Source organism: Pseudooceanicola aestuarii (assembly GCF_010614805.1).
Lineage (GTDB): Bacteria > Pseudomonadota > Alphaproteobacteria > Rhodobacterales > Rhodobacteraceae > Pseudooceanicola > Pseudooceanicola aestuarii.
In genome coordinates, this window is record NZ_JAAFZC010000002.1 from 201,700 (window position 1) to 223,568 (window position 21,869).

10 protein-coding genes are annotated in these 21,869 nt (G+C 70.4%); 5 read left to right on the plus strand and 5 right to left on the minus strand.

The window, feature by feature from the left end:
* Window positions 1–64 precede the first annotated feature (64 nt).
* Window positions 65–796: a 4'-phosphopantetheinyl transferase family protein gene (locus tag G5A46_RS13990; protein WP_163850310.1), complete on the plus strand. Its 732-nt coding sequence runs from the start codon at window positions 65–67 to the stop codon at window positions 794–796.
* Here G5A46_RS13990 and G5A46_RS13995 read toward each other — a convergent pair.
* From G5A46_RS13995 to G5A46_RS14010, 4 genes are all read right to left on the minus strand, one after another.
* Window positions 763–3,687 carry a condensation domain-containing protein gene (locus tag G5A46_RS13995; RefSeq protein WP_163850312.1) on the minus strand — a complete coding sequence of 975 codons (2,925 nt, stop codon included), beginning with the start codon at window positions 3,685–3,687 and terminating at the stop codon, window positions 763–765. The genes G5A46_RS13990 and G5A46_RS13995 overlap by 34 nt on opposite strands.
* Window positions 3,684–14,138 carry a non-ribosomal peptide synthetase/type I polyketide synthase gene (locus tag G5A46_RS14000; protein WP_163850314.1) on the minus strand — a complete coding sequence of 3,485 codons (10,455 nt, stop codon included), beginning with the start codon at window positions 14,136–14,138 and terminating at the stop codon, window positions 3,684–3,686. The genes G5A46_RS13995 and G5A46_RS14000 overlap by 4 nt, the downstream gene beginning before the upstream one ends.
* 396 nt (window positions 14,139–14,534) lie before the next feature.
* On the minus strand, window positions 14,535–15,317 hold the full coding sequence (locus G5A46_RS14005) for a methyltransferase, TIGR04325 family (protein ID WP_204318760.1): 783 nt from the start codon (window positions 15,315–15,317) through the stop codon (window positions 14,535–14,537).
* Complete coding sequence (locus G5A46_RS14010) at window positions 15,314–16,849, minus strand: oligosaccharide flippase family protein (protein WP_163850316.1); 1,536 nt, start codon at window positions 16,847–16,849, stop codon at window positions 15,314–15,316. Before G5A46_RS14010 ends, G5A46_RS14005 begins: the two co-directional genes overlap by 4 nt.
* Before the next feature lie 325 nt (window positions 16,850–17,174).
* On the opposite strand from G5A46_RS14010, the gene G5A46_RS14015 reads away from it, so the two are divergent.
* The 4 genes from G5A46_RS14015 to G5A46_RS19765 all read left to right on the plus strand — a co-directional run bounded on the left by G5A46_RS14015 (window position 17,175) and on the right by G5A46_RS19765 (window position 21,283).
* A complete protein-coding gene (locus G5A46_RS14015; protein ID WP_163850318.1) occupies window positions 17,175–17,888 on the plus strand; it encodes a sugar transferase in 714 nt (237 codons plus the stop codon).
* Between the two features lie 9 nt (window positions 17,889–17,897).
* On the plus strand, window positions 17,898–18,947 hold the full coding sequence (locus G5A46_RS14020; RefSeq protein ID WP_163850320.1) for a glycosyltransferase family 2 protein: 1,050 nt from the start codon (window positions 17,898–17,900) through the stop codon (window positions 18,945–18,947).
* On the plus strand, window positions 18,944–20,242 hold the full coding sequence (locus tag G5A46_RS14025) for a glycosyltransferase (protein WP_163850322.1): 1,299 nt from the start codon (window positions 18,944–18,946) through the stop codon (window positions 20,240–20,242). The genes G5A46_RS14020 and G5A46_RS14025 overlap by 4 nt, the downstream gene beginning before the upstream one ends.
* A gap of 579 nt (window positions 20,243–20,821) precedes the next feature.
* Complete coding sequence (locus G5A46_RS19765; RefSeq protein WP_163850323.1) at window positions 20,822–21,283, plus strand: DUF4112 domain-containing protein; 462 nt, start codon at window positions 20,822–20,824, stop codon at window positions 21,281–21,283.
* Between the two features lie 57 nt (window positions 21,284–21,340).
* On the opposite strand, the gene G5A46_RS14035 is transcribed toward G5A46_RS19765, so the two are convergent.
* Complete coding sequence (locus G5A46_RS14035) at window positions 21,341–21,856, minus strand: GNAT family N-acetyltransferase (RefSeq protein ID WP_163850325.1); 516 nt, start codon at window positions 21,854–21,856, stop codon at window positions 21,341–21,343.
* Between the last annotated feature and the right edge of the window lie 13 nt (window positions 21,857–21,869).

Consider the following 21,869-nt stretch of genomic DNA (forward strand, 5'->3'; position numbering starts at 1 on the left):
CGCCTCCCCCTCTCGACCCCGGTGGGCCGTCTCGGCTAGACTTTCGCCACAGGGAAGGACAACCATGCACCCCGCCATCGACCTGCACATCTGGCGCCTGAGCGATCCCGCGGCGGACGTGGCCCTGTCTGCCCATCTGGAGGCGCAGGAAATCGCCCGTGCCGCCCGCTTCGTGCGACCGCAACATGCCCGGGCCCACCGTATCGCGCGCGGCGGGCTGCGGTTGCGGCTGGCGGAATGGATGGGACAGGCGCCCGCCACCCTGCGCTTTGACATCGGCCCCAGCGGAAAGCCGGCGCTGCCGGGCGGTCCCTTCTTCAACCTGTCGCATTCGGGCGATCTTGCCTGCCTTGCCATCCATCGCGACCTGGAACTGGGCCTGGACATCGAACAGCACCGCCCCGTCGAGCGTGGCGTCGCGGAACGGGCGTTCTCCGCCACGGAACGGGCGGCGCTGGACGCCCTGCCCGCCGCGCAATGGATGGCCGGGTTCTTCAATGGCTGGACCCGCAAGGAAGCTGTGGTCAAGGCAACGGGCGCCGGGCTGTCGATGCGGCTGGAGGCCTTTGACGTGACCCTCGCCCCCGGCACCCCGGCGCGCCTGACACGAATGGACACCACAGACGGTCCGGCGCAGGCCTGGCAACTGGCGGCATTTGCCCTGGCGCCGGACATTCCCGCCGCGCTGGCCCTGCGCGCGCCCGTCCTGCCCCCTCTGCGCCTGAAGGAGGCGCCGCCCGGGCTGCTGCCGGAGCTGCCCGATCATTCCGCGACAGGCGGGCGCGGATCGGACTGACCCCGGGCGGGGCGGGGCTGTGCGGTTCGCGGGGGGGCGAATTGGGGTGGCATCGCCCCCTCGCCCAGGAATTCAGCCATGTGACGGGCCATATCCTCGACCCCGTCGCGGCGCCCGCCATGGACCGACACGCGCGGCAGGTGCACCGTCTGCAACAATTCCGGCGACAGCAGCCTATCCCAGCCGATGGAGGGCGCATAGTTGCGTCCCTGCGGCGTGATGTCGGTGACAACATGCAGCACCGGAAAATCCACCGGACCGGGACGATAGACGTCGCGCAGCCGCGAAATCGCGGAGACAAAGAGTTCCTCGTCACGCTCCATGTCGGTCTTTCGCACGGCATCCAGCAGCCCCAGCCGGGCCAGCGCCCAGGGCAGACCGGTGGCGCGGATCATGCGGAACCGGCCGAGAAAGGCGGTCAGGCTCATCTCGCCGCGGCGCAGGGCGCGCAGAGCGTTGCGCAGGGCCTGCACCCGATCGCCCCAGCGGGTCAGGAAGGTGCCGCGCAGACCGTCGGTATAGGCGGGTTCCCACACGTCCTTCATAACCACGGCGCGGATCTCCGCCCCCTGGGCATGAAGCAGGCGCGCCGCCTCCAGCGCGAGGTTGCCATGCACGCAATTGCCGTACAGCAGATAAGGCCCGTCGGGCTGCGCCTTGCGGATCAGGGCGGCGCAATCGGCGGCGACGTCCTCGAACCGCTTGGCCGTCAGGTCGATGCCCCGATCCCGGTCGAAGATGCGGATGCAGCGCGCCGGACGCCGCACCCCGCCGGCATTCGACAGCGCCAAAGCGGTGGCAAAGTTGTTCACCGCGATCAGCGGCTGGCCGGTGCCGTCCTCGCGCAGGGTCATCAGGCGCCAGTCCGGGCCGTCCTCTGCCCCCGTCTCCAGCGCCGCGCGGGTGCGTCTTACCAGATCGGCCAGCGCGGCCAGCGTGGCGTGTTCATAGAATTGCGTCACGTCCAGCGTGATCGACCAACGCGCACGCAACCGGGCCAGCTGGCGCAGCACCAGCACCGAATGCCCGCCGAGGTCAAAGAAATTGTCCCCCGGTTGCGGTGCGGGATGGTTCAGGATCTCTGCCCAGTCGGCGGCAAGCGCCTGCATCACCGCATCGGGGGCTGGTGCCGCCAGCGCTCCCTGTCCGGTATCGACGCTTCCTCCCGCCTCGCCCCCCCGCAGCACCTCGGCGCCCCGGCCCGGCGCTGCTGCAAGTCCCTCCTGCGGCGGCGGGAGCAGCAACGCGCGATCCGGCAGGCCATCGTTGCCCAGCGGTAGGGCGCCCAGCAGGGACAGGCCCGTCAGTTCCGTCAGCGCGGGGTGGCCGGCCAGCGCGGCGGTGATGCGGCGCGGCAGATCCTCCAGCGGCACGGCGCCCGTCGCCCCCGGCACGACGAAGCCGAACAGCCCCGTCCCTGCCGGCACCACCACCGCCTGCCCGACCAGCGCACAGGACATCAGCGCCTGTTCGGCCGCGCCGATGCGCGCGTCTTCGGCCGCGTCCCTCCGGGCCAGGACGGGCGGCAGCGGCAGCTCCGACAGTCGCGCCTTCGGGTCGCGGAACAGCAGTTCGAAGGCCTGCGCCATCATGCCGATCAGCGCCTCCGCCGTTTCTGGCCGGTAGAGGGCGGTGGCATATTCCACGGTCACCTGCCACCCCGAGGGGCGCCCCATCACCGCCAGGTCCAGATCGTGGATCGCCCCCGGCGTATGCGACGGCGAGGAGACGAATTCGACGCCGCCGAAGGTACCGCCCTGCATGAACACGTCCTGAAGGTTGAAATTCACCCCCGCCAGCGGCAGCCGCGCGGGATCACGCGGCGGGTTCACCGCGCCGACGATCCGGTCAAAGGGCAGATCCTGATGGATCAGCGCGCCTTCGACGACTTCAGCGGCGGTGCTGACGTGATCGGCCAGCGTGGCCTCGTCCGTGGTGGGCAGGCGCAGGACCAGCGTGTTGATGAACACCCCGATGAGCGGCTCCAGCTCCAGTTCGGTACGGCCGGCGACCTGCGTGGTGATGCGTGCCTCCGCCCCACCCTGAAGTCGGTGCAGGCAGGCGGCAAACAGCGCCACGCCCAGGGTGAACCGCGACACACCCATGGCCCGTGCCGTGGCCTTCAGCCGGGGGCCAAAATCCTGCGGCAGGTCCAGCGACACCTGCGCCACCCCGGTCTGCCGTCGCGCCGGGCGGGGCAGATCGGGGCGCAGCTCGTAGGGGGTGCCCCGGCCCAGCTGCGCCCGCCAATAGGCGATATCCTCTTGCGCGGTGTCGGTGGCCAGAAGCTCGGCCTGCCACAGGGCGAAATCGCCGTAATGCAGCGCCAGCGGCGGCAGCTCGGGCGTGGCACCCTGGCTGAGCGCGGCAAAGGCGGCGCCGACCTCCGCGCCCAGCACCCGGATCGACCAGCCGTCGAAACAGATATGATGCGCCACCAGCACAAGGATCGCGCGGTCGCCCGACAGCCGGATCAACGTCGCCCGCAGGTGCCCCGCCTGTCCCAGGTCAAAGGGCCGGGCCGCGACCTGCCGGGCGATGTCCTCGATCCGGGCGGCATGGCCGGGTGCGGGCACGGCGCGCAGGTCGACGACGTCCAGCCGGAACGGCGCGTGTTCAAGCACCTGTGCCAGCGGCGTCTCCCCGCGTTCCAGGTAGCGGCTGCGCAGCACCTCGTGGCGGTCGATGACATGGGTGATGGCGTTTTCCAGCGCCGCGCAGGACAGCGCGCCGCGCAGTTCCCACCGCACCGCGACGTTGAGAGAGGGATCACCGGGCGCGACCCGGTCCAGGAACCAGAAGCGGCGCTGGTTGGCCGACAGGGGCACCTCTGCCGTGACGCGAGCGCGGGCTTCGGGGTCGGGGGCGGAGTGGCGGGGATCTCCGGTCATGATACGGCCCTCCTGCCGATGCTGCCCAGGGGCGGGCGCCGTGCGCCATGGCGATACTCCGCCAGCGCGGGCCGCGTCCGGATCTGTGGCCCGGCCCCGGACGTGGGCTGCGTCCTGCGGGCGTCGTGAAAGACGGCCAGACTGCGCACGTCGGAATGGGTCAGCATGTCGCGCGCATCCAGGTCCAGCCCGTCCTGCAACATGCGGGCGGCGATGCGAAAGATCGCCAGGCTGTCGGCGCCCAGGGCGAACAGCGGCGTGGTCACGCTGACCTCTGGCAGGTCCAGCCCGGCGGCCCAATGCGCGGCGATGCGCTGTTCGGTCGGTGTGGCCGGCAGGATGGCGGTTCCCTGCGGAGCGGCGGCGTCACCGGGTGTGGCGGTCCGGCCCTCCACGCCTCCGCCCCTGGCCGGGGCGGCAGGCTGCGGGGCGGCGGGGCGGCTTTCCTCAGGGTCGGGCAACGCCTTGCGGTCCAGCTTTCCGTTGCCGGTCTGTGGCAGTGCCTCCAGCGTGACCCAACTGCGCGGGATCATGTAATCGGGCAGGTCGGTCGCCAGATCACGGGCCAGCGCGGCGGGGTCCGCCACCTGCCCCGGCTCGGTCACCAGCCAGGCCGTCAGCCGTGCATCCCCCGTGCCCAGACGGCGCAGGTCCACCGCCGCCTGGGCAATGCCGGGCTGGGCGCGCAGGCGGGTTTCGATCTCTCCCAGCTCGATGCGAAAGCCGCGCAGCTTGACCTGGGTGTCGATGCGACCCAGCACCGTGATCTCTCCTGCCGGGGTCAGGCGCGCCAGGTCGCCCGTCGCATAAAGGCGGCGGGCCACCCCGCCGATCGTCACCTCGCGAAACGCCCGGTCGGTCAGGTCGGGCCGGTTGAAATAACCCTGTGCCAAGCCTGCACCGCCGATGTTCAGCTCTCCGGTCTGGCCGGGCAGGACGGGCTGGCCGACAGGGTCGAGGATCAGCAGATCGGTATTGGCAATCGGCCCGCCCACGGTGATCTCCGCCCCCGGTTCGATCCGGCGCAGGGCGGACCAGATCGTCGTTTCTGTCGGGCCGTACATGTTCCACAACTCGGCCCCCTGCCGGGTCAGCCGATCGGCCAGGTCACGCGCCAGCGGTTCCCCCCCGCAGAGCATCCGCAGTCCGGCACGCGGTGTGAAGCCCGCGGTCAGCACCATGTCCCACAGGGTCGGCGTGGCCTGCATCATGGTGATGTCGCCCTGCCCCAGCCTGTCCGCCAGGCGAAAGGCATCCACGACATCCTCCGTCGGGGCGATGACCAGCCCGGCGCCGGTGATCAGCGGCAGAAACAGCTCCAGCACCGCGATGTCGAACATCGCCGTGGTCACCGCCAGCAGCCGGTCCTGCGGGCCCATGCCGGGCGTCCCGGCCATGGAGGTCAGGAAATTCACCACCGCGCCATGTGGCACCGCGACCCCCTTGGGCGTGCCGGTGGAGCCGGAGGTGAAGATGACATAGGCCGTGTCCCGCGGCGTGGTGGTGATCGGCGCGGGGCTGTCGCCCGGCGCGGCATCCCCCGCCAGGATCACCGGGGTCTCCCCGGCAAAGGGCGCCGTCGCGGGCGTGTCGGTCAGGATCGCGGCGACCTGCGCGGTATCGCAGATCATTCGCAGCCGGGCCTGCGGCTGGCGCGGGTCCAGCGGCACATAGGCCTGCCCCGCCTTGAGCACCGCCAGCAGCCCCACCAGCATCCCCGCACCGCGCGGCAGGCAGACCGCGACGCGCTGGCCCTGATCCGGCACGCTGCGCTGGATCAGCGCCGCCAGCGCGTCGCTGCGCGCCGCCAGCTCGGCATGGGTTAGATCGTCGTCCACCGCCGATACCGCCAGCGCATCGGGCGCCAGCGCGGCCCCACGCGCCACCAGGTCGGGCAGCGTGGCGCTGCGGTCGTAGTCCGTGGGCGTGGCGCACAGCATGGCGCGGTCCAGCGCCTTTGCCGGCAGCAGCGGCAGGGTCGCAACCGGCTGATCGGGCTGGCGCGCGATCTCTGCCAGGATGGTCTCATAGGCCCGGCACCAGCCCTCGACCGTTGCGCCATCCAGCAGCGCGGCATTGTAATGCGCGTCGATCCGCAGACCCTGCGCGGTTTCACACAGATTGAAGAACAGGTCGAAATTCACCGCCTGTTTCGCATTGGGCCGGAATTCGGCCTGCACGCCCGGCATGCCGGTGACGGCGCCGTCCTTCTCAAGGTTGAACTCGATTTCCGTCAGCGGCAGGCGATCCATCCGGCGCGGCAGGCGCAAGGCCTCCACGATGGTGCCAAAGGTCGTGTCCTGGTGATCGAAGGCCTGCATCAGCGCCTCGCGCGCCGTGGCCAGGTGGCTGGCGACGCGGGCCTTGGCCGCCAGCGGCGCGCGGATCGGCAGGAAATTCACGCAATGACCGACCAGATCGGGGCGCTCCATCTGCTGCTGGGCTGCCGTGGGCACGCCCAGCACGATGTCCCGCGCGCCGGTCAGGCGGTGCACCAGCATCTGCATCGCGGCAAAGGTCGTGGCGAACAGGGTACAGCCCTGCGCGCCGCCCGCACGTTTGACCGCGCGCGACAGCTCGGCCGGGATCTCGTGAAAGACGGTGCCGCCCTCGAACCGGCGCGGATCGGGGCGCGGCCGGTCGGTCGGCAGATCGGGCAGCGGCGCGGGGTCGCGGTGCAGCGCGACCCAATGGTCCAGCGCCTGCGCCGCCTGCCCTCCGGTTCCTGCCGCCTGCGTCGGCGCAAGGCTCCGGGCATGGGCGGCAAAGGAGGGTGCCGGCAGCAGATCCACCGCCTGCCCCGCCACCGCCGCCGCATAAAGCGCGGCAAGATCGTCCAGCAGCACCCCGAAGGACCAGCCATCCACCGCGATGTGATGCGCGGTCAGAACCAGCGCATGCCGTTCGGGCGCCAGCGCGACCAGCTGCAACCGCAGCGGCGGCGCCGCCGTCAGGTCGAAGGGCACGGCACCGTCCTGTGCGATCAACGCCGCCAGCGCGGCGGCGGGGTCTTCCGCGTCGGACAGGTCCAGCCGGTTCAGCGGGCAATCCGGCTCTTCCACGGTGAAATATTCGCCGCTGCGGGCAAATCGCAGGCGCAGCGCCTCGTGCCGCGCCACCAGCCCATGCAGCGCCGTTGTCAGCGCGGCGGTGTCCAGAGACCCGTCCAGCCACAGCGTACCGCTTTCGTTGAAGGCCGCCGCCGACAGCCCGCCCATCTGATGCGCCATCCAGATCTCGCGCTGGCCGGGCGTCAGGGGGATTGGGTCGGTGAAGGCAGAGGCGGACCCGCGCGTGACCTCGTTCGCGGTGCCTGTTTCGGGGTCGTTCAGACGCAGATCGTTCAGGATCCCCACCGACAGCAACTGGTCCAGCGCCGTCTCGAAGGCCGCAGCCACGCGGTCGCATTCGGCGGTCCCGTGCCGCGTGGTCAGAAAGGCGCAGAACCCGTCCATCACATGTACCCCCTGCATCCGCATCAACGGAAACAGCAGGGAGGCGCGGGGGTCGTGATCGGTGACATTGATGACGAACCAGCTGGAATAGCTCTCGATCAGGTCCGGCAGGCCGCGTGTGGTCATGATCCCGCCCAGCCGCGCCGCCAGCGAAGCACAGCGCGCCGCCGCCCCCTGCCACAGCGCGTCGCCATGGGCCTCCATATGATCCAGCGTTGCGTCCACGGCGGCCAGAACCAGGGGATGGCGCACGAATGTGCCGGCAAAGAAGGTCGGCACCGCCTCTGGCCGGCTGTCATCACCAAAGGACCAGTCGCCCCCGTCCAGCGCATCCATCCAGCGCGCATCGCCGGCCAGTACGCCGATGGGCATGCCGCCGCCCACGACCTTGCCATAGGTGGCCATGTCGCCCTGGATATCCCAGATCCCCTGCATGCCACGCGGACCGGTGCGAAACCCGGTGACGACTTCGTCCATGATCAGGGCGGCGCCGGCCTCGCGGGTGATCTGGCGCAGGGTCCGCACGAATTCCTCTGGCCGGTGGGCGGGATGGCGGCTTTGGACCGGTTCGACGATGACGCCTGCGACCTCCGCCGCATGGGCGCGCATCCACGCCAGCGCGTCGTCACTGCCGTAGCGCAGCACCACCATGTTGGTCAGCCCCGAACGCGGGATCCCCGGCGCGATGGGCAGCGCATCGGGGGCGTCGCCACGGGCGCGCCCCTTGACCAGAACTTCGTCAAACTGGCCGTGATAATCCCGGTCGAACACCACGATCTTCTCCCGGCCGGTCACGGTGCGGGCCAGGCGCATGGCGGCCATCACCGCCTCCGAGCCGGTGTTGCAGAAGGTGACGCGCTGGTGGCCCGTGGCGCGGGCGAATTTCTCGGCCACCGGCCCGGCCAGATCCGATTGCGGGCCGATGGGAAAGCCGCGCGCCATCTGGCGGGTCACCGCTTCGGTCACGAAATCCGGCGAATGGCCAAAAGCCGTCTGGCCAAAGCCGTTTACCAGATCGACGAAATCATTGCCGTCAGGATCGTGCAGCCAGGCACCATGAGCGCGTTCGGCGACGATGGGAAAGGTCAGCTCCTTCCAGTCCGCGCGGAACCCGGCGGCGGTGCGCGGATCGGCCAGGGTGGCGCGGTGCCGCGCGGTCGCGGCCTTGGAGGCCGGGTGCTTCGCGCTGTAGCGTGCCGCCAGGTCGCGGGCGAATGCGCGCTGCGCCGCAGTCAGGGTTCCGCCGGTGACCGAGGGGCCGCGACCGGTGCGAAAGGCGGTGGGTTCGGCCACGGGCGCCTCGGACGCGGGCGCTTCTGCCAGGGGCGCAGGGCCGGCGGCGGGGGCGTCTGTGGCGGCCTCTGCCGGGGCGGATGGCTGCGGCACAGTCCCAGCCGGGGCGTCCGGCAAGGTTGCTGACGCGATCGCGCCGGCACCGGACCGGGGTTGGCCCAACGCCTGCAATTGCTGGGCAAACACCGCCTGCATGGTCTGCAATTGCGCCTGCATCACGCCAGCGGCACCGGGCAACCCGGCCATTGCCGTAGCCTCCGCCATGGCCATGGGTGTGGATTGGCCCGCAGGCGTCTGTGGCGAAACGGGCGCCGGCGCGGCGGGCTGTGCCGCCACGGCCGGAGCGGCGGGCGGCATGGCGGTTGGCGCGGCGGTCGGGGTCGCCGGCGCGGCCGGACTGGCCTCCGGCTCCGCTGGCATTTCCGCATCGAGATGCGCGGCCAGCGTGCGCAGGCTGGACAGGTCCGACAACAGCCGCCGGAACCCGATCGTCACGCCGAAATCGCGCGCCAGGGCTTGGCTGACCTGCCCCATGAACAGGCTGTCGAACCCCAGTTCCAGGAACGGCACATCGGCCTCTTGCGCGGAAATCTCCTCTCCCGACAGATCGGCAAGGCAGGTGGCCAGCACCGGGATCAGGCGATCCTTGCGCGGCAGGTCTGTCGCTGCTGGCGGGGCGGTCTGCGAAACAGCCTGCGCGGAGCCTTGCGAGGTCTCGGCCGGGTTGATCATGGCGGGGCGCTCCTGTGTCGGGATGGCGGGCGGCGGTGCGATATCGGCGGGCGGGGCGGCCCCGCCCTCGGGTGGATCGACCCAGTGCCGCCGCCGCTGGAACGGATAGGCCGGCAGCGTCGTCACCCGCCCCTGCGCGGCGCCCCATTGGTCCCAGTCCAGCGGCAGACCCGCAGACCAGAGGTCAGATGCCGCGACAGCCATCGAGATGTCATCGGAAACCGATCGGGCATGATCCGGCAACGAATGAAAAAGTCCTCGATGACTGCCACGGCGCAAGATCTGCCCGGCCAGGGTGGTCAGGATCCGTCCCGGACCCGCCTCCACCAGCACCGGCGATCTTGTTTCGCTTCCCTCGGCGCGCTCGGCGCCATCGGGGGAGTTCGGACAGGCCGCCGTCAAGGCAGCCCGGAAATTCACACAGGCCCTTGCCTGCCGCGCCCAATAATCGGGGGATTGCGCCTGTTCCGCCGTCAGAACGGCGCCCGTGACGGTAGAGATGATCCGCCGGTCGGGGGCGCGCAGCGTCATCCCCGCCGCCAACGCGCGCAGCGGATCGATCACCGGATCCATCATCGCGGAATGGAACGCATGCGAGGTCTGCAACGGCTGCGTCGCGATCCCCGCCCCCGCCAGCCGCGCGGCCAGTGCCGCGATCGGCCCCTCGGGGCCGGCGACGACCTGTAATTCAGGCGCGTTTCGCGCGGCGATCTCCAGCCCGTCCAGATGCGGGGCCAGGGTGTCTTCGCTGGCGCGAACCGAAAGCATCGCTCCGGCGGGCTGATCCATCATCAGCTGCCCGCGCGCGGCGATCAGGGTCAGCGCATCCTCGAAGCGCAGGACATTGGCCAGCGCGGCGGCGGTGAATTCGCCCACCGAATGGCCGATCATGACATCGGGGCGCACCCCGCGCGCCTCCCACAGCCGGGCCAGGGCATATTCGGTCAGGAACAAGGCCGGTTGCGTCAGCCGCGTCCGGGTCAGGGCGCGCGCCGCATCGGCATCACCCAGGCCCCGGCCCAGCAGCAGCGGGCGCAGATCCTCGCCCAATGTCGGTTCCAGCAGGGCGGCGCCCTTGTCGATCCAGTGGCGGTATTCCGGCGCGCTGTCATATAGCCCGGCGCCCATGCCGGGATATTGCGCGCCCTGGCCGGGAAAGAGAAAGATCACCTCAGGCGCGTCCGTCGTCCTGCGCGGGGGGGCCGTCTGGGCGCGCAGGGCGGCGGCGGCCTCCGCCCGGGTGCGGGCGACCACGGCGGCGCGCCAGCCGAACTGGCGCCGCCCCCGTTGCAGGGTGCGCGCGACATCGACCAGCGGCGCGGGGTCGGACATCGGCAGGGGCATGGGCTCGGGCTTGGGCATGGGCTTGGGATCAGGCTGCCTGGCATCCGGCACTGGCGGTGAAACCTCCGGCCCCGGTCGCGGCGGATCGTCCAGCTGATCAGCCAGGCGCTGCGCCATCGCGTGTAGCGCCTCGGGAGTGGCGGCGGACAGGGGCAGGATCTGCGGTGCGTCCCCCTGCGGCTCCACCATCGCGGCGCGGCCCTCCTGCACGACGGGGCCCAATTCCGGAGCGGGGCCCGCCTGCTCCATCACCAGATGCGCATTGGTGCCGCCCACCCCGAAAGAGGACACGCCCGCCCGCCGCAGCCCCGTCTGCGGCCAGCCCTCAGGTGCCTGCGGCACACGGAACCCGGTGCCCTCCAGCGTGATCCGGGGGTTCAGCGCGGTGAAATGCGGCACCGGCGGCACGATGCCGCGCTGCAAGACCAGCGCCGTCTTGATCACGCCGACCACACCGGCGGCGGCATCCAGATGACCCAGGTTGCCCTTGACCGATCCCAGGGCGCAGGGGGTGGTGGCGCCGTCAAAGGCCGCACGCAGCCCCGCGATCTCCACCGGGTCTCCCAGCGGGGTGGCGGTGCCGTGGCATTCGACATGGCCGATCTGCGACGGCGCCACCCCGGCATCGGCCAGCGCGCGGCGGATCGCCGCCGCCTGCCCGGCACCGGAGGGCGCGGTATAGGACATCTTGTCCGCGCCGTCGTTGTTCAGCCCGGCGCCCCGGATCACCGCGTGGATGCGGTCACCCGCCGCCTGCGCGTCCTCCAGCCGTTTCAACACCACGATCCCGGCGCCGTGACCAAAGACCGTGCCGCCGGCCTGCGCGTCGAACGGTCGGCACAGCCCATCGGGCGAAGCCATGCCCCCCGCCTGGTGAAGATAACCGCGCTTTTGCGGAAAGGTGATCGACACGCCCCCGGCCAGCGCGGCGTCCACCGCACCTGCCCGCAGCGCCATCACCGCCTGTGCAATCGCCACAAGCGAGGTCGAGCAGGCCGTATTCACCGACACCGCCGCCCCGGTCAGCCCCAGACGATAGGCGGTGCGGGTGGCGATACCGTCGCTGTCATTGCCGGAAAGCAGCGTGTAATCCAGCTGGAAACCGCTGGTGAAGGCGCGCAGGGCCGCCCGGTCGGGCAGCAGGTTCTCCAGCAGGTAAGTCGACATGGAGGCCCCGGCATAGACCCCCACCGCGCCGGCGAAACGCTGTGGGTCCAGCCCGGCATCGTCCAGTGCATGCTGCGCGATCTCCAGGAAGATCCGGCCCTGGGGATCCGTCTGTGCCGCCTCACGCGGGCGCATCCCAAAGAACGGCGCGTCGAACTGATCGACATCGGGCAGGATCGACCGGGCCGGCACGTAATCGGGCCGGGCACGGGTGGCGGGATCGGCGCTGTCCTCGGCCTCGGCCGGGTCAAAGCGGGTGATCACGCTGCGCCCCTCCTGCAAGACATCCCAAAGCTGGGTCAGGTCCGCCACCCCGGGCAGTCGCGCGGCCATGCCGACAATGGCAATGGCGCCGCTGGCAGGGGGATGGGACCGGTCGGCGCTGGTGACGGCGGGCACTGGCGCCTCTGCGGGGGGGGCGGCGGCCGCGGTCGGAAGGCGCGCCAGCACGCCGGCCAGATCGCCGAGGCGCGGCGTGTCGAACAGGGTGGCGATGTCGAAGCGCCGAGCCAGGTCACGCTCCATCAGGGCGTGGACCTCAATCAATTGCAGCGAGGTACCGCCAAGGTCAAAGAACGTCTGCCCCGGCGCGGGCGGTGCGCCGCCCAGCACGCTCTGCCAGATCGCGGCGATGGTGGGGATCAGGTCGCGGGCGGTCTCTGTCCGGGTCGCCGCGTGTTCGGCGCGGGCAGGCTCAGGGGCGATGCTCTCTGCCAGGATGCTCTCTGTCGCGGCAGTTTCTGTCTGGCCAATCCGGGTTTCGGTACCCGCGTCACCTGGGCTCCGGGGTTCGGCACTCCCCGCAGCGGCGCGCGCAACGGCGCGGCCTGCCCTGCCGGGCACCTCGGCATCGGAGCTGTCCGGTCCGGCTGTGCCATCCGCCATTGTCGCGCCCTGCGCCAGCCGGGCGCGCAGGGCCTTGCGGTCGACCTTGCCCGCGCGGGTCAGCGGAAGGCTGGGCAACAGTTCGATCCGGCGCGGCATCACAGCCTCCGAGATCCGCCCGGCGGCGGCGGCGCGCAGATCGGCGATGCGGGCCTCCGCCGGCATGTCTTCGGCGGCGGTGTGCACCACGACAAAGGCGGCAAGGCGCCGGGCCGTGCCGGCTCCCTCGACCTCTACCGCCGCATCGGCGATGCCGGGCAGATTGCGCAAGGTCGCCTCCACCCCGTCCAGCTCCACCCGCCGACCTGCAAGTTTCACCTGCCGATCCGACCGCCCCCGGAACAGAAGCGCACCGTCCGGCCCCGGCACGGCAAGATCTCCGGTCAGGTACAGCCGCCGCGCCCCCTCCCCCGTCCGGCCCGGCCGGGGATCGGCGATGAAGGCCGCCGCCGTCAGGTCGTCACGGCCGAAATAACCCTGCGCAAGGCCGCTGCCGCCGATGGCGATCTGCCCGCCCTGCCCATCCGGCACGGGGGCCAGGTCGTCGCCCAGCAGCACCGCCTCTTCCCCCGGCAGGGGCTGGCCGATGGGAATGTCCCCGGTGGCCAGATCGTCGGGGGTGACCTGGTGCCAAAGGCTTTGCGCGCAGGTTTCCGTGGGGCCGTAGACGTTCAGCAATCGCAGATCCGGGTATCGGGCCAGCAGCCTGCGGGCATGGGGTACCGACATCACATCCCCCCCCGCCAGCGACAGGCGCAGGCTGGCAAAGGCGTCGATCTGGTGGTCGATCATCAGGTGGTGCAACCCGGCATACCAGCTGGCCACCGTCACCCGGTGCCCGGTCATGACACGCGCCACGTCGTCCAGACCAGGCAGGGCCTGCGGTACCACCGCCACCGCAGCGCCGGACAGCAGCGGCACCATGATGTCATAGAGCGACCCGTCACAGGCGATCGTCGCCGCATGAAGCGCCACATCCCCGGGCGTCATCGCGATCTGCGGCTGCCCGGCCATGGCGGTCAGGGCGCGCTGCGGCAGCACCACCCCCTTGGGCCGTCCCGACGTGCCGGAGGTATAGAGGATACAGGCGGCATCGCCCGCCTGTACATGCGGCCAATAGGCGCCATCGGGGGCTGGCGCCGCCTGTCCCAGCACCTGTACCGGCCCCTGCGCCGGCTCTTGCCAGCCGGTCAGGACGCCCGCCTGCGGCGCCAGCTCCGGTGTGGCCAGAAGGGCGGCGGGGTTGACGTCGTCGGTGATGTCATGCAGATGCTCGGGTGCGAAACCGGGGTCCAGCGGGACATAGGCCGCACCCAGCCGCAAGCAGGCCAGCATGGCGACGATCGCTTCGACCCCGCGCCCGGCCAGGATCGCCACACGCGCGCCGCGCCCGATCCCGGCGCGGTGCAAGGCGAAGGCCTCGGCTTCGGCGCGGGTGGCGAGGCTGGCGTAGTCGATCACCTGCGCCGCGCACAGCAACGCAGGTGCCCGAGGCGCGGCCGCGACATGCGTGGCCAGCCGGGCGAACACGCCCTCCGGCATCGCTGCTGCGTCCTTTTGCGCCCGTGCCTGCATGGCCGGTGCCCTCCCTGAACTGCGCGCCGTCGAATCGCAGATGCGGGCCGCCTGCGGCCGGTCCTGCGGATGGGACATCGGTCCCCGCAACCGGACCACCCCTGATCCTCTGGTTGCCGACGCTGCGATCGCGCCCCCGGTGAAGACATGTCTGTAAACCGCAGGCAGGGTCAAAGCCCGCGGCAGGGCGAGGCGGGCGAGATCCACCTAACCATCTGACCAACCAAAACTTTATGGAAATCTTCGAGAGGACACAGCCACCGGAACGGGCCGCGATTGTCGCGCATTCACGAACAGCCCGCCCGGTTTTCCGGGATTGGATCGTGCCACACGCCAAGCGGGTGTTCGAAACGGCTGCCGGGCCGGATGGGGATCGCGCGTGATTCGCGCGGGCTTTCAGTCGCGGTGCAGCAGATAGCCCCGGCTGTAGCTGCGCCCGGTCCAGGGATGGGTGGGGATGACGTGCCCCAGCTCGGGGATATCCCATTGATCGGCCAGCCGGTAGCCGGTCGCCGCCAGCTCCGCCTGCCAGTCGCGGGCGCCGCGAATCCGGTAGGGCACGCGCTGTGTCCCGATCCGCTCCAGCGTGACCAGCGTGGGCCCGTCGCGCAGGGCGACCTTGTTCAGGATCAGGTGACGCGGTGGCGCCGTCAGCTGGCCCAGCAGCTCCGGCAGGGGCCGGTCGAGATATTGCAGCAGCCCGGAGGCCAACAGCACATCCGCTCTCCCTGCCTGCGCCGGATCGGTGCAGAATTCCAGCGCCGCAGGAAGCGCGCCCGCCGCCTGCATCCGCCGGGCATGGGCGACGATGGCGGGCAGATCCTGCACCGTCCAGCGCACGCCGCCCAGATCCAGCAGGTCGGCAAAGGCAATGTACTTGGTCCCCAGGTGCCCGCCTGCGTCGATCAGCCTGCCATCGCGCGGCAGCAGCCGGTCCAGCCAGAACAGTACCGGGTAATCCCAGGGCGCGCGCTGGCACATCTCCGCAAAGGAGACATCGGCGATGCCGGCGCTGTCATAGCCCGCGCGGTGATCCGCCGGCAGCGCGGCCAGGGCGGCGGCACGGTCCGGCCAGGCGCCGCGAAACCGGGAGTGACGCCCGGCGGCAGCCCGCAGGTGGACCAGCCCGACCCCGGCCAGCATCCGGGCCAGGCGCAGCGGCGAACGCGGAAAGCTCATGGTGTCTCCGCCCTCCAACTGGCGAGAAGCCCGCGCAGGAACCGGCGGTCCAGCAGCACCAGCAGCCCCAGATACCCTGACAACGCCACGATCCCGAAGCCGAAGGCCCGCAGCAAGGGCGGCAGCTCCAACGGCGCACAGATCCAGTGCAGTGCCGGGTAGATCCCCGCTGCGATCACCAGCGGCCCCAGCGGCCGCCGCGCGGCGCGCCAGATCGCCGGCCAATCCGCCCCGGCGTGGCGCATGTGCAACCGGATCGTCGCCGCCAGGATCGCCGCCGAAATCGCCACCTGCCCCCAGGCCACCGCCCGCAGCCCGAATTGCGCCGACACCAGCGTCAGCCCGGTGGAAATCACGAAGACCACGGCGGTGAAGCGCGCCAGCTGTCCGGCCTTGCCCGACAGCGACATCAGCGGTTCGGTCACCAGGCCGGGCACGGTCAGGATCCGCGCGATCGCCAGGATCGCGACCAGCGGCGCCGCCGGCAACCATTCGGCGCTGAGCAGCCCGCCCACCAGGTCCTCGGCGGCCACGATCAGCCAGACCAGCATCGGCCCCGCCACCGCAAACAGCATTTGCATGTAGCGGGCCAGCGCTCCGGTCATGCGCGCCTGCCCCTCCTCGGGTGTGGCGACCTGAGCGCCGGCGCCGTCGCGGGCCTGGCGCAGGCGGGTCCAGGCGAGCAGCTGACCGGGCACCATGATGACCTCGGCCACCGCGCTGACCAGCCGTTCGGCGGCGCGGAAATAGCCCACCGCCGCCGGTCCAAGGAAGGCGCCCACGATGAACACCGCCGCATAAAGGCGGGTGAATATCAGCATCCGACTGGCGAAGATGCGGATGGAGAACGCCCACAGGTCTTTGAACTGCGCCAGCGCCATGCCCGGCATCGGCGCCATTCGCGTCACCCGGAAGCTGAGGACCAGTTGCACCACCTGCGCCGCCAGCCGCCCGTAAACCAGCGAGAACACCCCGTGCCCCTGCAACAGGGTTCCAAGGGCGACGACCAGGCCCGCCGCCTCGGCTCCGATCTCGCACAGGGCGGAGGATTTGAGCCGGTCGAGCCAGGTCATCACCCCCTTCTGCGCGGCACAGACCGTGGCAAGCCAGACCCACAAAGCGAACAACGACATCAGCAAAACCGTGTCGCCGGTCAGGCCGAACAGCCCGGCGAGCTGCGCCCCCGCCAGCCCGGCCAACGCGAAGATCAGCCCGGACAGGATGGCGACAAAGACCACCTGGCGCGGCACGAGGGCATCGCCGTTCCACGACATGATATAGGGCGCCCAGCCGACTTCGGCGGCACGCAGCAGCAGGATCGCACAGGCGGAGACCAGGGCGAAGATGCCGAACTCCTCTGGCCCCAGCAGGCGCGCGGCGACAACGAAAATGGTGAACTGACTGACCTGCGCGCCGATCCGTTCCGCCATCGTCACCGCGCCGTCGCCCAGCGTCTTGCGCGTCGTGCCAACCGCTGGCGGCGCGGCGAGTCCCGGATCTGGGGGGGAGACGGGAGAAGGGAGGTCAGCCATTGGACTGCGGGCGGATCATGGGCGGGATCTTCCTGACGTTGGGCAGGGCCTCTATTGCGGCAATCGGTCGGTTTGGCGACCTGAAGATGGCGCAATTCCGGCAATATGGGGCCATAATTCCGGTCATGTTTCGCAATTCGAAACACTGTGTTTCCGGCCACCCTCCCACGCCCCTGCCCCGCCTGGCGATGCCAGTCCGCCGTTTCCGGATCGCGAACGCTGTGTTCCACAGCCTGACCCACGGAAGTGCCGCGAAGCCGTTACAAAGAGGACAGGCATGATTCGGCACTGACCAGGGACGGAGCCTTTGCGGCTCTGGCAGTGTATGACACAAATATCGACGACCAACCTGGCGGGTCAATTCTCCGGCGGGTTGCGTCTTGCAGACTTCTCCACCCCGGCGGAACGCGCATCTCGCGACCGGGCGCATGGCCCCTGGGCCAAGGCGCTGTTCGATCGGGCCTTTGCCGCCGTGGCACTGATCCTGGCACTGCCGATCATGGCGGCGGTGGCGGCGGTGCTGCTGGTCACCGATGGCCGGCCGCTGGTCTATGGGCACCGGCGCATCGGGCGGGATGGCACGTCTTTTGTCTGCTGGAAATTCCGGACCATGGTCGTCGATGCCGATGCCCGGCTGGAGGAGGCCCTGGCCTCCAGCCCCGAGATGCGCGCCGAATGGGAAGCCCGGCGCAAGTTGACCAACGACCCCCGCCTGAACGCCGTCGGTGCCCTGCTGCGGCGCACCAGCCTGGACGAGCTGCCGCAGTTCTGGAACGTGCTGCGCGGTGACATGGCGATGGTCGGGCCGCGCCCGATCACCCGCTCGGAACTGGCCTATTACGGGCTCTACGTCACCGATTACACCTCGGTTCGTCCGGGGCTGACGGGGGCGTGGCAGATCGGAGGGCGCAGCGATACCAGCTATGCGGCGCGGGTGGCGATGGATGTGAAATACGTGCGCGGCTATACCTTTATGGGCGATCTGGTGATCATCCTGCGCACCGTGCGGGCCGTGGCCGGCATGATCGGTGCACGGTAGGCGGGCGCGATGTTGCATCACCCCCTCTCCCCGCTGGGCGCGGATGCGGCGGCGGCCCCCCGCGCGCCGGAGCATGGCCGCGTCGCCGATGGCGCAGATGGTCGGGCCGGGTCTGCGAACCACCCCCGTGCCATGATCGGCGACCCGCGCCCCCTGTCCGCCGCCGTGCTGGAACGTCTGCCGGCCGCGCCGGTGGTGATCGCCATCGCCTCCACCGGGCGGGCGCCGGTGTTGCGGCGCACGCTGGATCACCTGGCCGCGCGGCCCAATCTGCCCGACCTTGTCCTGACCGCGGTGGCCAGCGCCGCTGACCTGGCCGGCATCCCCACGGAGGGCTGGCCCTTTCCGCTGGACCTGCGGATCACCGCCAAGGGATCGTGCAGTCAGCGCAACGCGCTGCTGGACGTGGCGCCCGAGGACGCCCTGCTTCTGTTTCTCGACGATGATTTCCTCATCGGCGACACCTATATCCCGGCGCTGCGCCGGCTGTTCGCCCGGCATTCCGACATCGCGCTGGTCACTGGCCATGTGGTCGCCGACGGCATTCTGGGCCCCGGGTTCGACCATGACACCGGCGCACGCCTGCTGGCCAATGCCGACCCGGTGCTGGACCCGCTGAGCGAGGTCTACAATGGCTACGGCTGCAACATGGCGCTGCGCGCCATCACTGCCCGCCGCGCCGGAATCCGCTTTGACGAGGCGCTGCCGCGCTACGGCTGGCTGGAGGATGTGGATTTCTCTCGGCGCCTGGCCGGCCATGGCCGGATCATGCGCAATCCCGAGATGCGGGGCGTGCACCTGGGGACCAAGTCCGGGCGCTCGCGCGGCGACCTGCTGGGCTATTCGCAGGTTGCCAATCCGATCTACCTGCTGCGCAAGGGCACGTTGACGCGGCGCCGGGCGCTACGGATGCTGCTGCGCAATTGCATGGGCAACCTGCTGCACCTGCCGCTGCGCGATCCGCTGGTGGATCGGCGCGGACGGGTGGCGGGCAATTCCATGGCCCTGCGCGACCTGCTGCGCGGGCGACTTTCCCCGGATCGGATCCTGACACTGTGACCCTTGTTCCCCGTACCTTTGAAGATGCCGAACCCGCCGTGCGGCTGAAGATCGTGATCCTGAACGACAGCGGCACCGCGCGCGGCGGCGCCACCGGGTTGGCCTTGCGGCAAGCCCGGCTGATGCGGGCGCGCGGACATGACGTGACCTTCATCAGCGGCGACAGCCAATGCGATCCCGACCTGACAGCGCATGGCGTGGCCACCCTGTCGCTGGGGGGGGCGCTGCTGCTGGACGACAACCGGATGCGCGCGATGCGGAACGGGCTGTACAACCACGCCGCCGCGCGGCGGCTGCGGGCCTTTATCGCGATGAACGACACGCCGCGCACGTTGTATCATCTGCATGGCTGGTCGCGGATCCTGTCGCCCTCGGTTTTCGATGCGTTGCGGCCGGTGGCGCGGCGCAGCTTTCTGCATGCGCATGATTTCTTTCTCGCCTGCCCGAATGGGGTCTATTTCGATTATGGCCGGAACAAGGTCTGCACCCGCACACCGCTGTCCGGCGCCTGCATGGCAGCCCGCTGCGACAAGCGGAACATGGCGCAGAAAGGCTGGCGGCTGTTGCGGCAGGCCAGCCTGCGCCGCGCGTTTGCCCCGGCGGCGGCGGACGGCCCCGACTGGGCCGGGGTGATGATGGTGCATCCCGCGATGGCAGAGGGGCTGACCCGTGCCGGCATCCCCGCCGAATTGCTGCGAGAGGCGCGCAACCCCGCCGCCCCCTATACCGACCTGCGCATCCGGGCCGAAGACAATGGCACCTGCTGCTATATCGGCCAGAACATCCCCGGCAAGGGGGTCGCCATGCTGTGCGAGGCGGCCCGCCGCGCCGGTGTGCCGTTGAAGGTCATCGGCGATCCCGGCGCCCGGCCCGAACTGGTCCGCGCCTACCCCGAGGTCCGATTCACCGGCTGGGTGGAGCCTGACAATATCGGCGATCACCTTCAGGACGTCCGCGCCCTGGTGATGCCATCGCGGTTCACCGAACCCTTCGGGCTGGTCGCGGCGGAGGCTTCACTGTCGGGACTGCCGGTCATCGTCTCGGACACCGCCATGCTGGCCGGCGAGGTCGAGAGCGCGGGCCTGGGCCTGCGGGCCGATGCCACCGATCCCGACGCGCTCGCGCGCAGCCTGCGCCGGATGGTCCGGATGCCCGCCGCCCAGGTCCGGGCGATAAGCCTGCGCGGATATGACCGGAGCGCCCCCCTGGCCCAGCCCGAAGGCGCGTGGATCGACGCCATGTTGAACCACTACCGCCGGACATTGCTGATGCAGGGCGCCGCCGTCCCCGCCTGAGCCGGACGTGCGCCGATCTACGGGCGTGGGAGCGCCCGCGCGGGCGCGCCCTCGGGGCATGTATCCAGGCGGCGCTCGAAATGCCCGCGACACGCTGCGTGACCGGCCTGCCCTTGCCTGCGGAACGCGGTTCCGGACCGGCGCGAATTTCCGCCAACCGTGGTCAACTGGCACCAAATTGGATCTTTCCGGCACCGTAAAACCCTGTAAAAGCCCGGATCGCGCCATCACCGGAACATCCCCCGGCGCCACCCTGTTGGTGCTGCAACAGAGAGTGAACGCGAACGAAAAGGCCACGCCAATGACCCAACAGAACCAGCAGTGTCAATCCCGCCCATCCGCCTCCGAGCGCCCCGATGCGCCCTGCAATCAGGCCCATCCGCACCACCCCCCGGGCAATCGACCGAAGCCGCGTTACATGACCCCCTGCGAGAAGCACAAGCCGCCCCTGATGCGGGACACACCGCGCAAACCTGTCAGCTACAGCGACTTCGCCTCAATCTGACCACCTGCGCCGCCGCCGTGTATAGCGATCCGGCACCTGCGGGAACCAGCGGGCCACAGCGGCGTTGCATCTGCATGACAGACATCGCCTCGCCCCCTGCCCCCCATACCGGACGCCCCGCCCTGACAGGACGCCGCGTCAGGTCAACCTCCGCCAGCCCCGCGATCAGCCCCGATGCCCGTGCCGACGCGGCCCGGATCGGCCAGCGACTGGATCGGCTGGACCGCATCGCACGGCGTATGGACGGGGCGTTTCGGCTGCCGCTGACCCGCATCCGTTTTGGCTGGGATTCCGTGCTGGGCCTGGTGCCCGGCATCGGCGACACGTTGACCCTGGCGCCCGCCGGCTGGATCCTGCTTGAAGCGCATCGTCTGGGCCTGCCGCGCCGCAGCCTGCTGCGGATAGCGGCCAATGTCGGGCTGGATTGGGCCGTGGGTTCCATCCCGCTGATCGGCGATCTGTTCGACGTCGGGTTCAAGGCCAATCGCCGCAACGCCGCCTTGGTCCGCGCCCATTTCACCCATCCCGCCGAATGAGGCTGCGCCGTTCAGCGCCGGTGCGGGCCGGTGAACGGCCCGCGACGGAACCGGGGCCTAACCGATCCGCCGGATGAAATGATCGGTCCAGATGTCGGACCGCTCGGCCACGCGCTGGAATCCGGCCTTTTGCAGCACCCGGGCAGAGGCGGGATTGTCCCGCCCGACACCGGCGCGCAGCGTCACCGGCCCCGCCTCCGAAAGGCCGCTCACCAACCCGCTGACCAGCTCCGTGGCCAGGCCCTGCCCCCAATGGCGCTGCCCCAGCAGATAGCCCAGGTGCAGCCCCCTTGCCCGGTCCCCGGCCAACAGAACCAGCCCGGCCAGAGCATCGTCCCGCGCCGAGTCCCGGCACAGTACCAGCATCACCCGGCATTCCTCCGCCCGCGCGGCGATCCAGCCGGAGACATCCACCCCCTGCAATGCCAGCGACGGTGGCAGCGGCGCCAGCACCTGCGGTGTCAGGAGGGGTGTCAGCGCCGCCACCAGCCAGGCGCGGCGGGCGGGATCGGCCAGCACCGGCGCCCAGTCGCGCATGTTCAGACGTGGCGTGGTGATCGCAGGTAAATGCATGTGCCCCTCCGTG